General features: G+C 56.0%; 19 protein-coding genes. 5 read left to right on the forward strand and 14 right to left on the reverse strand.

Annotated features, from left to right (window positions below; genetic code table 11):
* Nucleotides 1-14: 14 nt before the first annotated feature.
* Nucleotides 15-1,019 carry an ABC transporter substrate-binding protein gene (locus ACMXX3_RS02480; protein ID WP_421083210.1) on the reverse strand — a complete coding sequence of 335 codons (1,005 nt, stop codon included), beginning with the start codon at nucleotides 1,017-1,019 and terminating at the stop codon, nucleotides 15-17.
* A gap of 172 nt (nucleotides 1,020-1,191) precedes the next feature.
* Between ACMXX3_RS02480 and ACMXX3_RS02485 the strand changes: the two genes are divergently transcribed.
* From ACMXX3_RS02485 to ACMXX3_RS02500, 4 genes are all read left to right on the forward strand, one after another.
* A complete protein-coding gene (locus ACMXX3_RS02485; RefSeq protein WP_421083211.1) occupies nucleotides 1,192-1,818 on the forward strand; it encodes an isochorismatase family protein in 627 nt (208 codons plus the stop codon).
* Entirely contained in the window at nucleotides 1,815-2,609 is a 795-nt protein-coding gene (locus ACMXX3_RS02490) for an SDR family NAD(P)-dependent oxidoreductase (protein WP_421083212.1), read from the forward strand. The genes ACMXX3_RS02485 and ACMXX3_RS02490 overlap by 4 nt, the downstream gene beginning before the upstream one ends.
* Nucleotides 2,606-3,787 (forward strand): isochorismate synthase, encoded by a 1,182-nt coding sequence (locus tag ACMXX3_RS02495; RefSeq protein ID WP_421083213.1) that lies wholly within the window; start codon nucleotides 2,606-2,608, stop codon nucleotides 3,785-3,787. The genes ACMXX3_RS02490 and ACMXX3_RS02495 overlap by 4 nt, the downstream gene beginning before the upstream one ends.
* Before the next feature lie 62 nt (nucleotides 3,788-3,849).
* Nucleotides 3,850-4,461, forward strand: coding sequence for a 4'-phosphopantetheinyl transferase family protein (locus ACMXX3_RS02500; RefSeq protein WP_421083381.1), 612 nt, complete (start codon nucleotides 3,850-3,852; stop codon nucleotides 4,459-4,461).
* 93 nt (nucleotides 4,462-4,554) lie between these two features.
* Here the strand turns inward: ACMXX3_RS02500 and rpsQ are convergent, their stop codons facing one another.
* The 11 genes from rpsQ to rpsJ all read right to left on the reverse strand — a co-directional run bounded on the left by rpsQ (nucleotide 4,555) and on the right by rpsJ (nucleotide 9,804).
* Nucleotides 4,555-4,827 carry a 30S ribosomal protein S17 gene (gene rpsQ, locus ACMXX3_RS02505; RefSeq protein ID WP_237188171.1) on the reverse strand — a complete coding sequence of 91 codons (273 nt, stop codon included), beginning with the start codon at nucleotides 4,825-4,827 and terminating at the stop codon, nucleotides 4,555-4,557.
* Between the two features lie 5 nt (nucleotides 4,828-4,832).
* The gene (gene rpmC / locus ACMXX3_RS02510) at nucleotides 4,833-5,066 is read right to left on the reverse strand and encodes a 50S ribosomal protein L29 (protein ID WP_083090723.1); all 234 of its coding nucleotides are present in this window, start codon (nucleotides 5,064-5,066) and stop codon (nucleotides 4,833-4,835) included.
* Between the two features lie 2 nt (nucleotides 5,067-5,068).
* Nucleotides 5,069-5,485, reverse strand: coding sequence for a 50S ribosomal protein L16 (gene rplP, locus ACMXX3_RS02515; RefSeq protein ID WP_237188170.1), 417 nt, complete (start codon nucleotides 5,483-5,485; stop codon nucleotides 5,069-5,071).
* Nucleotides 5,486-6,283: a 30S ribosomal protein S3 gene (gene rpsC / locus ACMXX3_RS02520; protein ID WP_237188169.1), complete on the reverse strand. Its 798-nt coding sequence runs from the start codon at nucleotides 6,281-6,283 to the stop codon at nucleotides 5,486-5,488.
* Complete coding sequence (gene rplV / locus ACMXX3_RS02525) at nucleotides 6,284-6,649, reverse strand: 50S ribosomal protein L22 (protein WP_237188168.1); 366 nt, start codon at nucleotides 6,647-6,649, stop codon at nucleotides 6,284-6,286.
* Nucleotides 6,650-6,713: 64 nt separating this feature from the next.
* Complete coding sequence (rpsS, locus tag ACMXX3_RS02530; RefSeq protein ID WP_083090719.1) at nucleotides 6,714-6,995, reverse strand: 30S ribosomal protein S19; 282 nt, start codon at nucleotides 6,993-6,995, stop codon at nucleotides 6,714-6,716.
* 12 nt (nucleotides 6,996-7,007) lie between these two features.
* Nucleotides 7,008-7,844, reverse strand: coding sequence for a 50S ribosomal protein L2 (rplB, locus tag ACMXX3_RS02535; RefSeq protein WP_237188167.1), 837 nt, complete (start codon nucleotides 7,842-7,844; stop codon nucleotides 7,008-7,010).
* Between the two features lie 39 nt (nucleotides 7,845-7,883).
* Complete coding sequence (rplW, locus tag ACMXX3_RS02540; protein ID WP_237188165.1) at nucleotides 7,884-8,195, reverse strand: 50S ribosomal protein L23; 312 nt, start codon at nucleotides 8,193-8,195, stop codon at nucleotides 7,884-7,886.
* Nucleotides 8,195-8,818, reverse strand: coding sequence for a 50S ribosomal protein L4 (gene rplD, locus ACMXX3_RS02545; RefSeq protein ID WP_237188163.1), 624 nt, complete (start codon nucleotides 8,816-8,818; stop codon nucleotides 8,195-8,197). The genes rplW and rplD overlap by 1 nt, the downstream gene beginning before the upstream one ends.
* Before the next feature lie 6 nt (nucleotides 8,819-8,824).
* The gene (gene rplC, locus ACMXX3_RS02550) at nucleotides 8,825-9,481 is read right to left on the reverse strand and encodes a 50S ribosomal protein L3 (protein WP_237188161.1); all 657 of its coding nucleotides are present in this window, start codon (nucleotides 9,479-9,481) and stop codon (nucleotides 8,825-8,827) included.
* 14 nt (nucleotides 9,482-9,495) lie between these two features.
* Nucleotides 9,496-9,804, reverse strand: a complete 309-nt coding sequence (rpsJ, locus tag ACMXX3_RS02555) for a 30S ribosomal protein S10 (protein ID WP_068169589.1) — start codon at nucleotides 9,802-9,804, stop codon at nucleotides 9,496-9,498.
* A gap of 481 nt (nucleotides 9,805-10,285) precedes the next feature.
* On the opposite strand from rpsJ, the gene ACMXX3_RS02560 reads away from it, so the two are divergent.
* Complete coding sequence (locus ACMXX3_RS02560; RefSeq protein WP_421083214.1) at nucleotides 10,286-13,498, forward strand: hypothetical protein; 3,213 nt, start codon at nucleotides 10,286-10,288, stop codon at nucleotides 13,496-13,498.
* A 241-nt stretch (nucleotides 13,499-13,739) separates the two neighbouring features.
* On the opposite strand, the gene tuf is transcribed toward ACMXX3_RS02560, so the two are convergent.
* A complete protein-coding gene (gene tuf, locus ACMXX3_RS02565; protein ID WP_421083215.1) occupies nucleotides 13,740-14,930 on the reverse strand; it encodes an elongation factor Tu in 1,191 nt (396 codons plus the stop codon).
* Between the two features lie 194 nt (nucleotides 14,931-15,124).
* Nucleotides 15,125-17,239 carry an elongation factor G gene (fusA, locus tag ACMXX3_RS02570; protein WP_421083216.1) on the reverse strand — a complete coding sequence of 705 codons (2,115 nt, stop codon included), beginning with the start codon at nucleotides 17,237-17,239 and terminating at the stop codon, nucleotides 15,125-15,127.
* Nucleotides 17,240-17,261: the final 22 nt, after the last annotated feature.

A 17,261-nucleotide genomic window follows, 5' to 3' on the forward strand; every position in this document is an offset into this window, starting at 1 on the left:
TTTTCTCAAATTGTTTAGAGCAAATGTGTTTTCACGTCTTCGATGATTCCTCGCATCAGCAAGGGGCCACCGGTAGAGGTCCACAGCGAACCGTCAACCAGCAGGATCCGTCCGGCCTGGTAGGCTTTCAGATCTGTGAAGCCGGAGGTTTTTTCGGCTTGCTCTAGCGCCTGTTGCGCCCCCTGGACATTAGCTAAGCCTTCAGCTGTAGGGTCAGATTGGCTGGCTCCCCCCAGGGTTCCCAAGAACATGTAGTCCGCATCTATGCTGGCCAGGTTCTCCAGAGAAACAGGTTCTGAATGACCCCGTCCCATCCTGTCTTGGCTTCCAGGACGTTGCAGCCCAAGACTTTCAAGGGCTTGACCGGCAGGGAGCTCTTTCAGAATCAAAGATGGCCCGCTCCCCTGCCATCGAACGATAGAGAAAGTTGAAGAACTATATTTCTGGCTCAGTTCTTGGGCTGTGGCCGCTACAAACGCCTTGTAATCCTGCAGATAAGATTCTGCTTCGCTTGTCTTACCTAAGGCCTGGGCGACGTAGGTGAAGTTTGTTTCCCAGAGCCCGCCAGCATAGCCGCAGAAGACGACCGGGGCAATGTTTCGCAGGATCTCGAGGACGTCGGGTCTGTTATTGATACTGGTTCCGTCAGCCAAAATTAAATCTGGGGAGAGAGCACCGATCGCTTCATACTGTAGTTCTGAGACGGTGCCAACGATTTCTATACCTGCTGCCTTATCCCCCAGATAATGGGGGGCGCCGCTTTGCCCCCGTCCGGCAACTGCTCCGACCGGGGTAATGCCCAAGGCTAATACCGCGTCAAGGGTTGGTTCGGAGAGGGTCACAATTCTTTGGGGGTTTTCAGGCAGGGCAACCGTGTTGCCCTCGATATCTGTTACCGTACGTCCTGCCCCAAAATCTGATGGGGCCTCAGACTCGGTGGATTTTTCAGCACAGGCAGTAAACAGTGCTAGGGCAGAGAAGCTAGCTGTAAGGAAAAGATGTCGACGGGTGAGAGGCACAGAACTATCCTTCGGACTCAGGGAGTCATTACTTGTTTTTAAGGATAGGCTAACCTTATCTTTAATAATGGTAATTACGCAAAATTTTTCTGCCCTTATTGAGGGTCTAGCTCTGGGTAGAAGATGAGCGTCACCTATTCCCCTGTAGACCCCACCTCACTGAAGGACGATCATGCTCCCTACCATCGATCGCTACGCCCTTAGCTCCCAGGACCTTCCTCCCAACACCGTCGACTGGATTCCAGATAGGGAACGCGCAGCCTTGCTAGTACACGATATGCAAAACTACTTTGTGCAGGCCTTCGACCGGGCACCTGGGTCCGCTATCCAGACCGCAATTTCCAATACAGCCCGCCTGATCCGCACAGCTCATCAGCACCAACAGCCAGTAATCTACACGGCACAACCGCCCCGGCAAACTGCTGGCGACAGGGCCCTACTCACCGACTTCTGGGGGCCAGGACTCACCCAAACAGAAGACGCCCTCATCATTTCTGAGCTTGCCCCCACTGACGCAGATACCGTTCTCACGAAATGGCGCTACTGTGCCTTTTACCGCACAGACCTCGAAGAACGCCTTCGGGCAGCTGGGAAAAATCAACTCTGGATCAGCGGTATTTACTCGCATATCGGGTGCCAAACAACCGCGCTCACTGCCTTCATGAAGGGCTTCCAAGTCTTCTTTATTGCAGATGCCCAGGCAGATTTCGACGCTACCTACCATCGCTCAGCTCTCAGCTACGTCGCCAGCCGGTGTGGCTACGTCACGACCACCAACCAGCTCCTAGAACTTTCATGACCAAACCACAAGCAATCATCATCACCGGCGCAACAGGAGGAATCGGCACCGCCCTGGTCGATCTGTTACTCCAGCTGCCCGACTTCTCACACTGCTACCTCATTGCCAGCGATACAGCCCAAAGCCTCGAAAAAGCCCAGGTACATACCAAGAACTGGCCATCACGAGTAATCCCTGCAGCTCTCGACCTAACCGACCACGAGGCGGTGAGGTCCTTCGTTCCTGCTATAGCGCAAGATTACGACCTTATTGGTCTGGCCCATGTAGCCGGTGTTCTTGTCCATGGACCGGTCTTAGAACTTGATTTGCGAGAATTCGATTCTCTGTTAGCTCTCAATGTCACCGCCATGGTCCACCTCTACCAAGCAGTTGCACACGCTATGGTGAATCAGGCCCAGGAAACAGAAGGGGTAGACCGCTCCATTGTCACTGTTGCCTCCAACGCTGCTAACGGGCCACGGGCGCACATGGCAGCCTACGGGGCGTCCAAGGCCTTTGCTGCTCATTTCACCACATCACTCGGCTTAGAACTTGCACCGTGGCGGATACGTACCAACGTCGTCAACCCTGGCACTACCCTAACCCCTATGGTCCACACCATGTGGGGCGGCGAAGACCGAACTGCTGAAAGTGTCGCCGGCAATCCTCAGCTCTACAGAACAGGAATTCCACTTGGACGGGTCGCAGATCCTGCAGATATCGCCCACCCTGTTGCTTTTCTCCTGTCTCCTGCGGCTAGGCATATCAATCTGGCAGAGCTAACCGTCGATGGAGGGGCAACCCAGCGATGAACCATACAGCGACTTTTGATTTCATCACCCAGCAAAAACTCTATCGAGTAAGAAGCTCAACTATCTGCCAAGATCCGGTACGATCCGCTCAGGCTAGAAAATTTATCCGGGAGGCCCTTACCTCCAGCGAGGGAAATCCTGTCAAAGACAAAGTGGTCTGTGGAATCATCCCCTTCAACCCCCAAGAACCCGCCTACCTGCTTGCAGCCCCCAAGCCTCAAGCTCAAGATCCCGCGGGCTTGGTAGGTAAGGGCACACTTTTTAGCCCAGTGGAAGAACCTCAAGCGTCTGGGGCTTCCAGGTTAAGAGCAGATATTTCCTTCAACCAGGCAGAAGAGCGCCACTACCTGTCAGCTGTTGAAAGAGCCCTCACTATCCTGAAGCAGGGTGAACTGCACAAAATTGTTCTGGGAAGGTATAAACGGTATACGGTAGCCGAAAACCAACCCCTACAGAGGTTAGATTTAGCCGGTGCCCTTCACCGGGCTAACCCCCGAGCTGATACATTCTGCCTAAGAACCGCAGATCAGCAGCAGTGGGTAGGCGCTAGCCCCGAAGTCGTTGCAGATGTTCGTGACCACCATTTTTACACTCACCCGCTGGCTGGATCCCGGCACAAACAAACCTGCTCAACTCTCAAAGAAGCCCAGCAGGTTCTCCTCAATTCCTCCAAAGATCTCTACGAGCATTCTTTCGTGGTTGAGCATATCCGCCAGCAGCTCCAGAACATGCCGGGGGTTCGTCTTGGAGCTATCTGCCCACCAGAAATCACTGAAACAGATTCTATGTATCATCTGGGAACGCCGATGAGTGCCCAGGTACCTGCTGCCTACAATCCTTTGCAGCTGGCTTTACAGATACACCCCACCCCAGCTGTGGGTGGTACTCCCGCTGCCATTGCCCTCCCCCACATAACCCGTCTTGAACGAACACCCCGTCAGTACTTTGCAGGGCTCGTGGGCTGGATGGACGGAGCAGGTCAGGGGCGCTGGTCCTTGATCCTACGGTCAGCTCATATCTACGGATCGACGATTGATCTGTGGGCTGGAGCTGGAATCGTGCAGGGTTCTGAACCAGACCTAGAACTGGCAGAAACTGAGGCAAAGATGCAAACAATCCTTTCAGCCTGCCAGAACCTTCTCAGTCCGAACATGGTCTTTGCTTCATCGTGCCCATAAAACCCCTATTCGCCCACAGGAGTCACCAGCTAGAAATGGCGGTTTATGACTCGCAGAGGATTATGGGCTTGATTCCGCCTTCACTCTATCGAGAAGAGCTAGAGCCAGGAGAACACAAACGGGCTCAGGAGTTTAGCCACCGGCACCTAGGCCGGCAGTGGCTCTTGCACCGGTGGCTGGCTAAAAGGGCGATTGCTTCATACACAGGGCAGAGAATAGAAAATATCTGCTGGGAGACAACTCCTACAGGTAAGCCAATTCAGCCCACCTGTTCAGTCTCAGTCAGTCATTCAGCTAATTACCTGGCTGTTCTTCTTGGCCCTGGCGAATATAACCTAGGGATTGATTGCGAATCTCTTAGAGTAGCTCCCCTCCTTGAGCAGAAGGCGATCAGGATCATCCGCTATTTTCACCCGGCAGACCAGGCTCGTTTAAAACAAGCCCTAGAGGCAGGACACTTTGTTCCCACCTTCTTGACCCTGTGGACCCGTGGCGAAGCCCTGTATAAGCTGACGGGAAGCGGATCCTTGGTCGAAACTTTAGGTGAAAGGCCATTGTTAGATTCCACTTTGAGCGGCAGGGGTAAGGAAGAGTACAGCCTCAAAACCATAGGCTCAGATTCTCGCCTTCCCTGTCTGCTCAGCTATGCCTGTTCCCCTGGGCTTGACGAATAAGGTAGAAAGTCCTTGATACGGCAAAAGGCTCCTGGTTTCCCCTAAGGGGAAAACAGGAGCCTTTTATCTTGTCCTTCTAAGAAAACCTAGGGTTTACTTAGCCTTTTCGAGGATCTCGACGATGCGCCAGCGCTTGGAGGCTGACAGGGGACGAGTCTCGGCCAGGAGAACGAGGTCACCGATACCAGCAGAGTTCTGCTCATCGTGGGCCTTGATCTTGGAGCTACGGCGCATAACCTTGCCGTACAGGGCGTGCTTTACGCGGTCCTCGACCTCAACGACTACAGTCTTGTCCATCTTGTCGGAGACAACGTAGCCGCGGCGAGTCTTGCGGTAGCCGCGCTCTTCAGTCTTTACTTCACTCATGTGATTTAACCTTCGGTTGCGGGACGAATACCGAGCTCGCGTTCACGCAGCACGGTGTAAATACGTGCGATGTCGCGCTTCACTGAGCGGATACGACCGGGATTTTCAAGCTGACCGGTGGCTGCCTGGAAACGGAGGTTGAACAGTTCCTCCTTCGACTCACGCAGCTTCTCTACCAGATTCTCATTGGAGAGCTCTGCGAGCTTGTCGATGCTCAGATCCTTTGATCCAACTGCCATTTCTATTCACCACCTTCGCGACGCACAACGCGTGCCTTCATCGGGAGCTTGTGGATTGCGAGGCGCATAGCTTCGCGAGCCACTTCTTCGGATACGCCGGAGAGTTCAAACATGACTCGACCGGGCTTGACGTTAGCGACCCACCATTCGGGTGAACCCTTACCGGAACCCATACGGGTTTCAGCAGGCTTCTTGGTCAGGGGGCGGTCGGGATAAATGTTGATCCAAACCTTACCGCCACGCTTGATGTGACGGGTCATCGCGATACGTGCAGCTTCAATCTGACGGTTGGTGACGTAAGCGGGAGTCAGGGCCTGGATGCCCCACTCGCCGAACGCTACCTCGGTGCCACCCTTTGACATGCCGTTACGCTTGGGGTGGTGCTGCTTGCGGTACTTTACTCGACGGGGAATTAGCATTTATGCCTCACCGTTTTCTGCAGTCTTTGCCTCAGCGGGTGCTGAAGCGTTGTCGGAACGACGTTCACGGCGGGGACCACGGCCACCTGCACGACGACGGTCGCCACCGCGGCCGTTGCCACGACGGTTACCAGCAGCCTGCTGGGCAGCAAGCTCGTTGTCGGTGAGGTCACCCTTGTAGATCCAAACCTTAACGCCGATGCGGCCGAAGGTGGTCTTTGCTTCGAAGAAGCCGTAGTCGATGTTCGCACGCAGGGTGTGCAGGGGCACACGGCCTTCGCGGTAGAACTCGGAACGTGACATTTCAGCGCCACCCAGACGGCCGGAGCACTGGATACGGATACCCTTGGCGCCTGCACGCTGTGCGGACTGGATTGCCTTCTTCATGGCGCGGCGGAAAGCTACGCGTGAAGCAAGCTGCTCTGCGATGCCCTGGGCAACGAGCTGAGCTGACAGGTCGGGGTTTGCAACCTCGAGGATGTTCAGCTGAATCTGCTTGTTGGTGAGCTTCTCGAGCTCGCCGCGGATGCGGTCTGCTTCGGCGCCGCGGCGGCCGATAACGATACCGGGACGTGCGGTGTGGATGTCCACACGGACGCGGTCACGGGTACGCTCGATTTCGACCTTGGCGATGCCTGCGCGCTCCATGCCCTTGGACAGGAGTTCGCGGATCTTTACATCTTCACGAACGAAGTCTGCGTAGCGTTCGCCTTCCTTAGTGGAGTCAGCGAACCACTTTGAGACGTGGTTGGTGGTGATGCCAAGTCGGAAACCGTTGGGGTTAATTTTCTGACCCATTTAGCGGCCCTCCTCCTTCTCCGGGGTAGCGACTACCACGGTGATGTGGCTGGTGCGCTTGTTGATGCGGAACGCACGGCCCTGGGCACGAGGCTGGAATCGCTTCATGGTGGGACCTTCGTTCGCGTATGCTTCGCTGATGAACAGCTCTTCTTCCTTGAAGGGCAGGCCCTGCTGGGCTGCCTTCTGGCGAGCGTTTGCAACAGCTGATGCAACGATCTTGTATACCGGTTCTGAAGCGCCCTGAGGAGCGAACTTCAGAATCGCCAGAGCCTCTTCCGCCTGCTTGCCACGGATAAGGTTGATGACGCGGCGTGCCTTCATAGGCGTAACGCGTACGTAAGACGCAGTTGCCTTGGCTTCCATTGCCTATCTCTCTTTCGTCTATTGCCGAAAGGGAAACGTTTCTAGTTACGGGGTGAACCGTAGACTAGCGACGCTTGCCCTTGCGGTCGTCCTTAACGTGGCCACGGAAAGTACGGGTGGGCGCAAACTCGCCGAGCTTGTGACCAACCATGGACTCAGTGATGAACACGGGTACGTGCTTGCGTCCGTCGTGCACTGCGATGGTGTGACCGAGCATGTCGGGGATAATCATCGAGCGGCGGGACCAAGTCTTGATTACGTTCTTGGTGCCCTTCTCGTTCTGAGCTGCAACCTTTACGAAAAGGTGCTGATCAACGAAAGGGCCCTTCTTCAAACTACGAGGCATGTTTCAGGCTCCTTAGCGCTTCTTGCCAGTACGACGGCGACGAACAATGAGCTTGTCGCTTTCCTTGTTGGGGCGACGGGTACGACCCTCGGGCTTACCGTTGGGGTTAACCGGGTGACGGCCACCTGAGGTCTTACCTTCACCACCACCGTGGGGGTGGTCAACGGGGTTCATGACGACACCGCGGACGGTCGGGCGGATGCCCTTCCAGCGGTTACGGCCGGCCTTACCCCAGTTGATGTTGGACTGCTCGGCGTTACCGACAGAACCGACGGTTGCGCGGCAGCGGACGTCCACGTTGCGGATTTCGCCGGAGGGCAGACGCAGCTGGGCGTACTTGCCTTCCTTTGCTACCAGCTGGATGGAAGCGCCAGCGGAGCGGCCCATCTTAGCGCCGCCACCGGGGCGGAGCTCAACAGCGTGAATCACGGTACCAACGGGGATGTTGCGCAGGGGCAGGTTGTTACCGGGCTTGATGTCAGCTGAGGGACCTGATTCTACGATGTCGCCCTGAGCAAGCTTGTTGGGGGCGATGATGTAGCGCTTGGTGCCATCGAAGTAGTGCAGCAGAGCAATACGAGCGGTACGGTTGGGATCGTACTCGATGTGTGCAACGCGTGCGTTGACGCCGTCCTTGTCGTGACGACGGAAGTCGATCAGACGGTACTGGCGCTTGTGGCCACCACCCTTGTGGCGGGTGGTGATGCGACCGGTGTTGTTACGGCCGCCCTTCTTGGGGAGCGGACGAACCAGGGACTTTTCCGGGGTTGAGCGGGTGATTTCTGCGAAATCTGAAACGCTCGAGCCGCGGCGACCCGGGGTCGTCGGCTTGTGCTTACGAATACCCATAGTAGATATTTATTCCTTCGCTAAAGTGGTCTCCGGTGCTTATGCAGCCGGACCGCCGAAGAGGTCGATTGAACCTTCCTTGAGGGTTACAATCGCACGCTTGGTGTTCTTACGAGCACCCCAACCGAAACGGGTGCGCTTGCGCTTGCCCTGACGGTTAGCGGTGTTGATGGAAGCAACCTTGACATCGAAGATGGTCTCGATGGCCTGCTTGATTTCCAGCTTGTTGGAGCGAGGGTCAACCTCGAAGGTGTACTTACCTTCGTCGAGCTGGCCGTAGCTCTTTTCCGACACGACGGGAGCGATGATCACGTCGCGGGGATCCTTGAAAGTTGAGGTGGTAACAGACATTACTTAGCAGCCTCTTTCTTTGCCTTGGAAGCAACTGCGACGAAGAAGTCGTAGGCGTCCTTGGTGAAGATGACGTCGTCTGAGATCAGAACATCGTAGGTGTTCAGCTGATCTGCGTAGAGGACGTGTACGTTCTCCAGGTTGCGTGCTGACAGTGCTACCAGGTCATCTTTACGGTCGATGACAATCAGAGCGTTCTTGCGAGTGGTGATCTCTGCGATTGCTGCCTTTGCTGCCTTGGTGGAGGGCTTGGTGCCTTCAACCAGGGTTTCGACAACGTGAACGCGGTCGTGACGAGCGCGATCTGAGAGAGCGCCGCGCAGTGCAGCTGCAATCATCTTCTTGGGGGTACGCTGGGCGTAGCTACGCGGTACGGGGCCGTGTACGATGCCGCCACCGGTCATGTGGGGTGCACGGATTGAGCCCTGACGTGCGCGGCCGGTGCCCTTCTGCTTGAAAGGCTTACGGCCTGCGCCGGAAACTTCACCGCGGGTCTTGGTCTTGTGGGTACCCTGACGAGCTGCTGCGAGCTGGGCTACTACTACCTGGTGAAGCAGGGGAATAGATGCCTGAGCGTCGAAGATGTCAGCGGGCAGGTCTACCTTTACGGTCTTGACAGCCATGGTTTATTAGGCTCCCTTCACAGCGGTGCGAACCAGAACAACGCCGCCCTTAGGACCGGGGATTGCACCCTTGATCAGAAGAACGTTGTTTTCGGCGTCAACACCCTGAATAGTGAGGTTCATGGTGGTGTGGCGTGCAGCGCCCATACGGCCTGCCATACGCATACCCTTGAAAACGCGTGCGGGGTATGATGCGCCACCGATTGAGCCGGGCTTACGGTGGTTCTTGTGGGCACCGTGTGATGCACCTACACCTGCGAAGCCGTGACGCTTCATAACACCGGCGAAGCCCTTACCCTTGGTCTTACCAACGACGTCAACCTTCTGGCCAGCTTCGAAGAGCTCAACAGTCAGTTCCTGACCGAGTGAGTATTCAGCGGCGTCTGAGGTGCGCAGTTCAACGAGGTGACGGCGAGGAGTTACGCCTGCCTTCTCGAAGTGACCGGCGAGGGGCTTGGTTACCTTGCGAGCTTCGATAGCGCCGAAACCAATCTGGATAGCTTCGTAACCATCGGTTTCTGCATTGCGCAGCTGGGTAACAACGTTTGAATCGGCCTTGACGACAGTAACGGGCACGAACTTGCCGTTTTCGTCCCAGACCTGGGTCATGCCAAGCTTGGTGCCCAGCAGGCCCTTAACCTGGCGCTCGAACTTGTTAGTCATTTAGATGCGATCCTCTACAGCTTGATTTCGATGTTTACGTCTGCCGGAAGGTCAAGACGCATGAGGGCATCAACAGCCTTGGGGGTCGGATCAACGACGTCGATCAGACGCTTGTGCGTGCGCATTTCGAAGTGCTCGCGGCTGTCCTTGTACTTGTGAGGCGAACGGATAACACAGTAAACGTTCTTTTCGGTCGGCAGCGGCACGGGGCCTACTACCGTCGCGCCTGCACGCGTAACTGTCTCAACGATTTTCCGAGCTGAAGAATCAATGACCTCGTGGTCGTATGACTTCAGACGGATGCGGATTTTCTGTCCCGCCATCTGTCGGACTCTCTTTCTTGTCTACTTCCCTGTAACGGAGCGGTTGCTCCTTTATCTGGCGCTTGAGGTAAAGGTTTGAATCCTCAAATCTTTCGCGCCACCTCTGCATAGGCTGAATCCGATAAGAAACCGGGTTCCTCAACCTACCGAGGCACCGACCCCCGAACTCGGGCGTGTCGCTTATTTGCTTCATGCAAATGGCACACACGTATCCCTCGAACTGATCGATTGGGTCATATTTGGGCCTACCTTCACCCCACCAAGATAGGTGATTGGGCTACTGTGCAAGGGTAAGCACTTGAACAACGTATTCAATCATGCCAGAGAATCCAGGGCTAAGCAACACTTTTTTACCCATAGTGCCCAGCCCCACACTCACCTTTATCCACAGGCTATACACAAACTCGTTCTCGGAGCGTCATCTACGGTTAAATTCGCTTTTTCCAGCCTTCTTCTGGCCGCCCCCTCCTACTATGGGGTTATGAATTCCCACCATTCCCACAGGTCAGGAGTTCCCCAGAACTCCCCTGAACCCCATACCCAGACTACCGGGTGGCACCCGCCTCACCCGCACCCGTCCTACCGGCCCCTGCCTCAGCCCCCGCAGACTGCTGTGGGCACCCATCCCCCGGCGGCAGGTTCCCACCGGGAGCTTGAAAACTTCTTCCTCAACATAGCCCTCTATTTAGGAAGTTTGTTCATCGTGGCGGCCTCAAGCCTCATGATCTACACCCTCGCTCCCCGTCCTTTCCAGGTAACCCTACTCGGAGTTCTTGTTCTGCTCTTCTGTGCCACTGGCGCTAGCACCTACCAGTGGGTCCCCCAGCTGCGTCTTGCCTCATATACCTTCGCTGGCACCGGGCTTGCCCTCATCCCCCTCTTTGGTCTTGCTCTCTACCACAGTTATTGGCCCTATTCTGGGGCAAGCCTGTGGCTTCTCATATCGGCGGTCGGCACTCTCGCGGTGATAGGTGCTCTTGCACTGATGCAAGCAAGAGTCATGTCTTACCTTGCTATTGCCTTCATTGTCTCGGACGTCCTAGCGTTCAACCGAACCCTACAGACCGGGCTGCTCTGGTATTTCGTAGGCCTCATCCTGCTAGCTACCCTCATCTCCATCTTTTCTCGCGCCCTCGGTAGCTCACTTCCTCTAGCCGTTACACAGGGGTTCAATGACAGCTCCCGGATCTTCGTCCCTATCACCGTCCTTGTATCCCTACTGATGCCATCCCTGGCTCAGTGGGAAGTTGCCCTGATTGCTGTTCTTGCAAGTTCCTATGCCCTGGCCCATCTCAAACTTCAGCCCCTCTGGCTGTACTACCTCCAAGCTAGGATCTACCCCCTTCTTGCCCTTCTCTATCTCAGTTTCTGGGTCACAAGCCACACAGGCACTAGCACCTATGCCTTCTTACCGGCCACCTTGTTCCTGTTGGCATCGGCCGTCTTCCTCCAGCAGTCAACCGTCTTCCTGCTCCCCTGGCCCCGGCACTTAGACGCTCTTGCTACATGGGCTTTCGCCCAGGTGGGCCTGGTAGCGTCATCAATTACCCTGATGCAGCAGACTTCTGCGCTGCCTAGCCTGTTTGGAGGTATCTGGCGTTTCACCCAGGCAGAAACCCTGCTAGCTGCCCTTATCCTCTTGAGCTTAGCTACTCTCGGAATCATCCTGCGGGAAGCTCCTACCAGCCCCTACTTGCCATATCTAGCCTTAACACTTGGCGGCCTGAGCTACCTCCTATACCCACCGATGGCCCAGCTATCTGCCCTTCTGGGTCTATCTGGGCTTATCCTGTGGGTAAAGCCAGCATCTAACCGGCAGAACCAGTTTCTAGCTGCCCTCTTTGTGGGGGCTGCACCACTGACTGTCGTCCTAGGGCTCGTGGCTGACGAGAATAATATTCTTGCCTTAGTGCTCTACGGAGCCCTCTCTTCCCTCTACTTACTCCATTGCTTATGGGGGAAAAGCCCAACTCAAACTGTCCCCTGGCCCGTACCCCATGCCCTAGCCCCACTCGCTTATCTTTTTGCCTCGGTCAGTGTCATCACCGTCCTGAGCTTTCTAGTGCCAGTTGGCCTCTACGAGACTGCTACGCCAGACTTCTTTGACTCACTTGTTCTTGCCCTGTTTACCCTATATGCGGCCTCTACCACCGCTGCCTTCCTTGCCCTAGTGAACCAGCACCACCACGAGAGCCGCACCCTACTGCTAGTTTTTGCATATCTTGGTGTGCTCGGTTCAGCCGGTCTCCTGGCCCTCAAATTTAGCGCTGTCCATCTTTTGTGGGTGGTAGCAGGCTATCTCCTTGGAGCCCTTCTCCCTCTTTCCTGGGCTACATCAGCCACCATGGCCCACAGCTTTCTGTGGATAAGGTGCCTCGTTGTTCTGGTAGCCCTCAAAACCTTGTTGAGCAGCCAGCTGCAGGGTTCCACAACGACACTGGTCCTGGTTGTTCTCTCAGCTTTACTTGCTGGGACGAGCATCTACTTAGCAACTTTCCGTCAGGAGATATCCTCCCCTCGTAGTGAACGCAGGGTTGCCCTCACCTTTTCCTGGCTCTGTGCTCTAATCACGCTCACTCTCATCGAACCCTCCTGGAGTTGGCGGCCCCTGGTTGCCACAGGGGTTCTACTGGCCCTGGTTCTAGCCTGGTTTATGCAGGCTGGCCACCCAGGTGTGCAAGCTGCCCAGGGGGTGCTCCTAGCAGCCGGCCTGATAGCTTCCGGTCAGATGCTCCTGACCTTTGGTTTGCAGCTTGATACAAGTCCCATGCTGTTCTTCCTAGGTTGCGCCCTGGTATGTATTCCCAAGTTGCTTGCTGTACTTTTGGCAAGATCCAATCATCAACCCCAAGTACCCGTAGGCAAAACAGTAATAGACCCCCTCGGACGCTGGGGAAGTCAGCATAACAAAGCTCTGACCCTGCCCGGCCTGGTGTTAGGTACGCTCACACTACTAGTTCCTGTTTTCGATACAGGACGTCTGGGTTTGGGAATCCTGGCGATCTTTACGATGACCTGTGGCTGGCTGCTAACCAGCAAGCCCCGCAGCAGGCCAACTGTGACAATTGTGGGTCTGGGCCTCTTGCTCTTACGGGCTTGTATCGAATTAGGAATCAGGCAGGCCTTCTTCTATATGGTTCAGTACCTGGTCATAGCGCTTGCCCTCTTAAGTGTGTATTACAGAATGTCCAGGAAGCCCCTGCCTCCTGGCCTGCCGGTCTACAGCTACACGGGGTATCGGTCCCGGGGGACAGCTCCCTTCTGGACGGCCTTTAGCCTGCAAGCAACTGGGTCCTTGCTTTTCCTGCCCTTTGCGGACGTCCTCATCAACCTTCCAGAAAAAATCGTCCTGCTCATAGTGACAGCGGTGCTCCTCGGATCGGCAGTCTTGTTGGCTTCTAAAACCCGTGCCCTCCTCTCGGCGCTCCTCCTGACCTACCAGCTCTTGCTACTCCTGGGAGGCCTAAACTTCTTTACACTTTTCATGCTAGGTCTAACGCTTATAGGCCTCGTCACCTGGCGGCTGCTCAGCCGCGATGACAAGCCCCAGCTGCCTCCGGGCCCGCCACAACCTCTTGTACCACCGTTTGCTCCCCCAGCCCCACCACAGCAGCCCTTACCACCCAGCTCCCATCTGGGATCATCTGCCCAGCCGGCACCTGAGCCTCGCCACACCAAAGCTCCCTGGGCCTAAGGCACCTGGTTTCACAGACGGGCCGGGATTCCTGTGAATCCCGGCCCGTCTGTTGCTTCTTTCTTACTGCCCACAACGCCCCAAGAGCCGCTGGCTCAGGAGCCCATATTATCGGGGCTAAACCCGCATCCCTCACTGGATAAATAACTCAGGACAGCAGAAAACCCCCGCAGATGAATCTGCGGGGGTTTTCATTCGCTACCGCTTTTTACAGCGGTTCAAAATCTGCAGTAAGTCAGACTTACTTGAGGATCTTGGTAACGCGACCTGAACCAACGGTGCGGCCACCTTCGCGGATTGCGAAGCCGAGGCCCTCTTCCATTGCGATTTCCTGGATGAGCTCAACGGTCATCTCAGTGTTGTCGCCGGGCATAACCATTTCGGTGCCCTCGGGAAGGGTGATAACACCGGTAACGTCGGTGGTGCGGAAGTAGAACTGAGGACGGTAGTTTGAGTAGAAGGGGTTGTGACGGCCACCTTCATCCTTGGAAAGGATGTAAACGTTTGCCTCGAACTGGGTGTGGGGGGTGATTGAGCCGGGCTCAACAACAACCTGACCACGCTCTACGTCGTCACGCTTCAGACCGCGGAGCAGCAGACCACAGTTTTCGCCTGCCCATGCTTCGTCGAGCTGCTTGTGGAACATCTCGATACCGGTAACGGTGGTCTTCTGGATGGGACGGATACCAACGATCTCAACTTCGGAGTTGATCTTCAGGGTACCGCGCTCGGCGCGACCGGTAACAACGGTACCGCGACCGGTGATGGTGAAGACGTCTTCGATGGGCATGAGGAAGGGCTTGTCCTTCTCACGAACGGGGTCCGGAATGAAGTTGTCAACCTCGTCCATGAGCTCTTCAACCTTAGCAACCCACTCGGGGTCACCTTCGAGAGCCTTCAGAGCGGAAACGCGAACAACGGGAGCGTTGTCACCGTCGAACTCCTGTGAGGAGAGCAGTTCGCGAACTTCCATTTCAACGAGGTCGAGCAGTTCCTCGTCCTCAACCATGTCGGACTTGTTCAGTGCGACGAGCAGGGTGGGAACGCCAACCTGGCGAGCCAGCAGAACGTGCTCGCGGGTCTGAGCCATGGGGCCGTCGGTGGCAGCAACAACGAGGATTGCGCCGTCCATCTGAGCAGCACCGGTGATCATGTTCTTGACGTAGTCAGCGTGACCGGGGGCGTCAACGTGTGCGTAGTGACGCTTTTCGGTCTGGTACTCGATGTGAGCAATGTTGATGGTAATACCGCGCTGGCGCTCTTCAGGAGCGGAGTCGATCATACCGAAGTCGCGCTGCTCGTTCAGGTCGGGGAACTTGTCAGCCAGAACCTTGGAGATTGCAGCGGTCAGGGTGGTCTTACCGTGGTCAACGTGACCGATGGTACCGACGTTTACGTGAGGCTTGGAGCGCTCGAACTTAGCCTTAGCCAAGAGTATTCCTCCTATAGAGAAGATTTGAGAACCTGCACTCGGGTTTCACACCGGCGCACATCCGCCAAGAAGGCGGTCTAGCTACCACAATAGCGGATAAGCCCGATACTACGAAAGCTAGAAGTAGGTTCAATTACAAGGTTTTTTTGAAAAGCGGTGCGGCTCACACGGGGTGAGCCGCACCCGGGTGAGAATTACTCGCCGCGGCTCTTCTGGATGATTTCATCAGCGACGTTCTTGGGAACCTCAGCGTAGCTGTCGAACTCCATGGAGAAGACAGCGCGACCCTGGGTCTTTGAACGGAGGTCACCGATGTAACCGAACATTTCTGACAGGGGTACAAGAGCGTGAACGATCTTGACGCCTGCTGCGTCTTCCATGGACTGGATCTGACCGCGACGTGAGTTCAGGTCGCCGATGACGTCGCCCATGTACTCTTCGGGGGTACGGACTTCAACAGCCATCAGGGGTTCCAGCAGGACGGGAGCCGCACGACGGGCGCCTTCCTTGAAGACCATGGAGCCTGCGATCTTGAAGGCCATTTCTGATGAGTCAACGTCGTGGTAGGCGCCGTCGATCAGGGTTGCCTTAACACCAACAACGGGGTAGCCAGCGAGGATACCGAGCTGCATAGCGTCCTGGATACCGGCGTCAACAGAGGGGATGTATTCACGGGGAACACGACCACCGGTGACGACGTTGTCGAACTCGTAGAGCTCTTCAGCATCGAGGGGGATGGGCTCGAAGGAGACCTGGACCTTTGCGAACTGACCAGAACCACCGGTCTGCTTCTTGTGGGTGTAGTCGACCTTCTCGACTGCCTTGGTGATGGTTTCACGGTAGGCAACCTGGGGCTTACCAACGTTAGCCTCAACCTTGAATTCACGCTTCATACGGTCGACGATGATGTCGAGGTGAAGTTCACCCATGCCGCCGATTTCGGTCTGGCCGGTTTCTTCGTTGAGTGAAACGGTGAAGGTGGGGTCTTCCGCAGACAGCTTCTGGATAGCGGTTGACATCTTCTCCTGGTCACCCTTGGTCTTGGGCTCGATAGCCACGAAGATCACGGGAGCGGGGAAGGACATGGATTCCAGAACCACGGGGTTAGCGATGTCGCAGAGGGTGTCACCGGTGGTGGTGTCCTTCAGACCAATCGCTGCGTAGATGTGACCGGCCTGGATCTCTTCAACAGGGTTCTCCTTGTTGGAGTGCATCTGGAAGAGCTTACCGATACGCTCCTTCTTACCCTTGGTAGCGTTCAGAACCTGCTGGCCCTGCTCTGCCTTACCGGAGTAAACGCGGACGTAGGTCAGCTGACCGTAGAAGGGGTGGGCTGCAACCTTGAAGGCCAGAGCTGCGAAGGGCTCGTCAGCTGAGGGCTTGCGGGTTACTTCAACCTCTTCGTCGGTGGGCAGGTGGCCGATCATCGCGGGAACGTCCAGCGGTGAGGGCAGGTAGTCGAGAACTGCGTCGAGCATGGGCTGGACGCCGCGGTTCTTGAATGCTGAGCCACAGAAGACGGGGTAGGCTTCGTTAGCTACGGTGAGTGCACGAACGCCAGCCTTGATTTCTTCCAGAGACAGTTCGCCCTCTTCGAGGTACTTTTCCATGAGCTCTTCGGAAGCTTCAGCAACGTTTTCGATCAGTTCGGCACGGTACTGTTCAGCCTTTTCCTGGAGGTCAGCAGGGATTTCCTGGATCTCGTAGGAGGCACCCATGGTGACGTCGCCCTTGGCGTCGCCGGGCCAGACGTAGGCCTGCATGGTGAGCAGGTCGACGACGCCGACGAAGTCGTTTTCAGCGCCGATGGGCAGCTGCATAACGAGGGGCTTAGCGCCGAGGCGCTTGACGATGGTGTCTACGGTGAAGTAGAAGTCTGCACCCAGCTTGTCCATCTTGTTGACGAAGCAGATGCGGGGAACTTCGTACTTGTCAGCCTGACGCCAAACGGTTTCAGACTGGGGCTCAACGCCTTCCTTGCCGTCGAACACTGCAACAGCGCCGTCGAGGACGCGCAGTGAACGCTCAACCTCAACGGTGAAGTCGACGTGGCCGGGGGTGTCGATGATGTTGATCTGGTTGTTCTTCCAGAAGCAGGTGGTTGCCGCGGAGGTAATGGTAATACCGCGTTCCTGTTCCTGAGCCATCCAGTCCATGGTGGACGCACCGTCGTGGGTTTCACCGATCTTGTGGTTGATACCGGTGTAGAAGAGGATGCGTTCGGTGGTGGTGGTCTTACCGGCGTCAATGTGCGCCATAATACCGATGTTGCGGACCTTATTCAGGTCGGTAAGCACGTCTAGTGCCACTTTGTTCTCCCTTGTGAGAAAC

This window comes from Rothia nasimurium, assembly GCF_049068285.1.
Taxonomy (GTDB): Bacteria; Actinomycetota; Actinomycetes; order Actinomycetales; family Micrococcaceae; genus Rothia; species Rothia nasimurium_I.

What these genes read in the sequence shown, in the direction of transcription:
- ACMXX3_RS02485 (WP_421083211.1), top strand. Translation starts at nt 1,192, where the DNA reads ATGCTCCCTACCATCGATCGCTACGCCCTTAGCTCCCAGGACCTTCCT.
- ACMXX3_RS02490 (WP_421083212.1), top strand. Translation starts at nt 1,815, where the DNA reads ATGACCAAACCACAAGCAATCATCATCACCGGCGCAACAGGAGGAATC.
- ACMXX3_RS02495 (WP_421083213.1), top strand. Translation starts at nt 2,606, where the DNA reads ATGAACCATACAGCGACTTTTGATTTCATCACCCAGCAAAAACTCTAT.
- ACMXX3_RS02500 (WP_421083381.1), top strand. Translation starts at nt 3,850, where the DNA reads ATGGGCTTGATTCCGCCTTCACTCTATCGAGAAGAGCTAGAGCCAGGA.
- rpsQ (WP_237188171.1), bottom strand. Translation starts at nt 4,827, where the DNA reads ATGAGTGAAGTAAAGACTGAAGAGCGCGGCTACCGCAAGACTCGCCGC.
- rpmC (WP_083090723.1), bottom strand. Translation starts at nt 5,066, where the DNA reads ATGGCAGTTGGATCAAAGGATCTGAGCATCGACAAGCTCGCAGAGCTC.
- rplP (WP_237188170.1), bottom strand. Translation starts at nt 5,485, where the DNA reads ATGCTAATTCCCCGTCGAGTAAAGTACCGCAAGCAGCACCACCCCAAG.
- rpsC (WP_237188169.1), bottom strand. Translation starts at nt 6,283, where the DNA reads ATGGGTCAGAAAATTAACCCCAACGGTTTCCGACTTGGCATCACCACC.
- rplV (WP_237188168.1), bottom strand. Translation starts at nt 6,649, where the DNA reads ATGGAAGCCAAGGCAACTGCGTCTTACGTACGCGTTACGCCTATGAAG.
- rpsS (WP_083090719.1), bottom strand. Translation starts at nt 6,995, where the DNA reads ATGCCTCGTAGTTTGAAGAAGGGCCCTTTCGTTGATCAGCACCTTTTC.
- rplB (WP_237188167.1), bottom strand. Translation starts at nt 7,844, where the DNA reads ATGGGTATTCGTAAGCACAAGCCGACGACCCCGGGTCGCCGCGGCTCG.
- rplW (WP_237188165.1), bottom strand. Translation starts at nt 8,195, where the DNA reads ATGTCTGTTACCACCTCAACTTTCAAGGATCCCCGCGACGTGATCATC.
- rplD (WP_237188163.1), bottom strand. Translation starts at nt 8,818, where the DNA reads ATGGCTGTCAAGACCGTAAAGGTAGACCTGCCCGCTGACATCTTCGAC.
- rplC (WP_237188161.1), bottom strand. Translation starts at nt 9,481, where the DNA reads ATGACTAACAAGTTCGAGCGCCAGGTTAAGGGCCTGCTGGGCACCAAG.
- rpsJ (WP_068169589.1), bottom strand. Translation starts at nt 9,804, where the DNA reads ATGGCGGGACAGAAAATCCGCATCCGTCTGAAGTCATACGACCACGAG.
- ACMXX3_RS02560 (WP_421083214.1), top strand. Translation starts at nt 10,286, where the DNA reads ATGAATTCCCACCATTCCCACAGGTCAGGAGTTCCCCAGAACTCCCCT.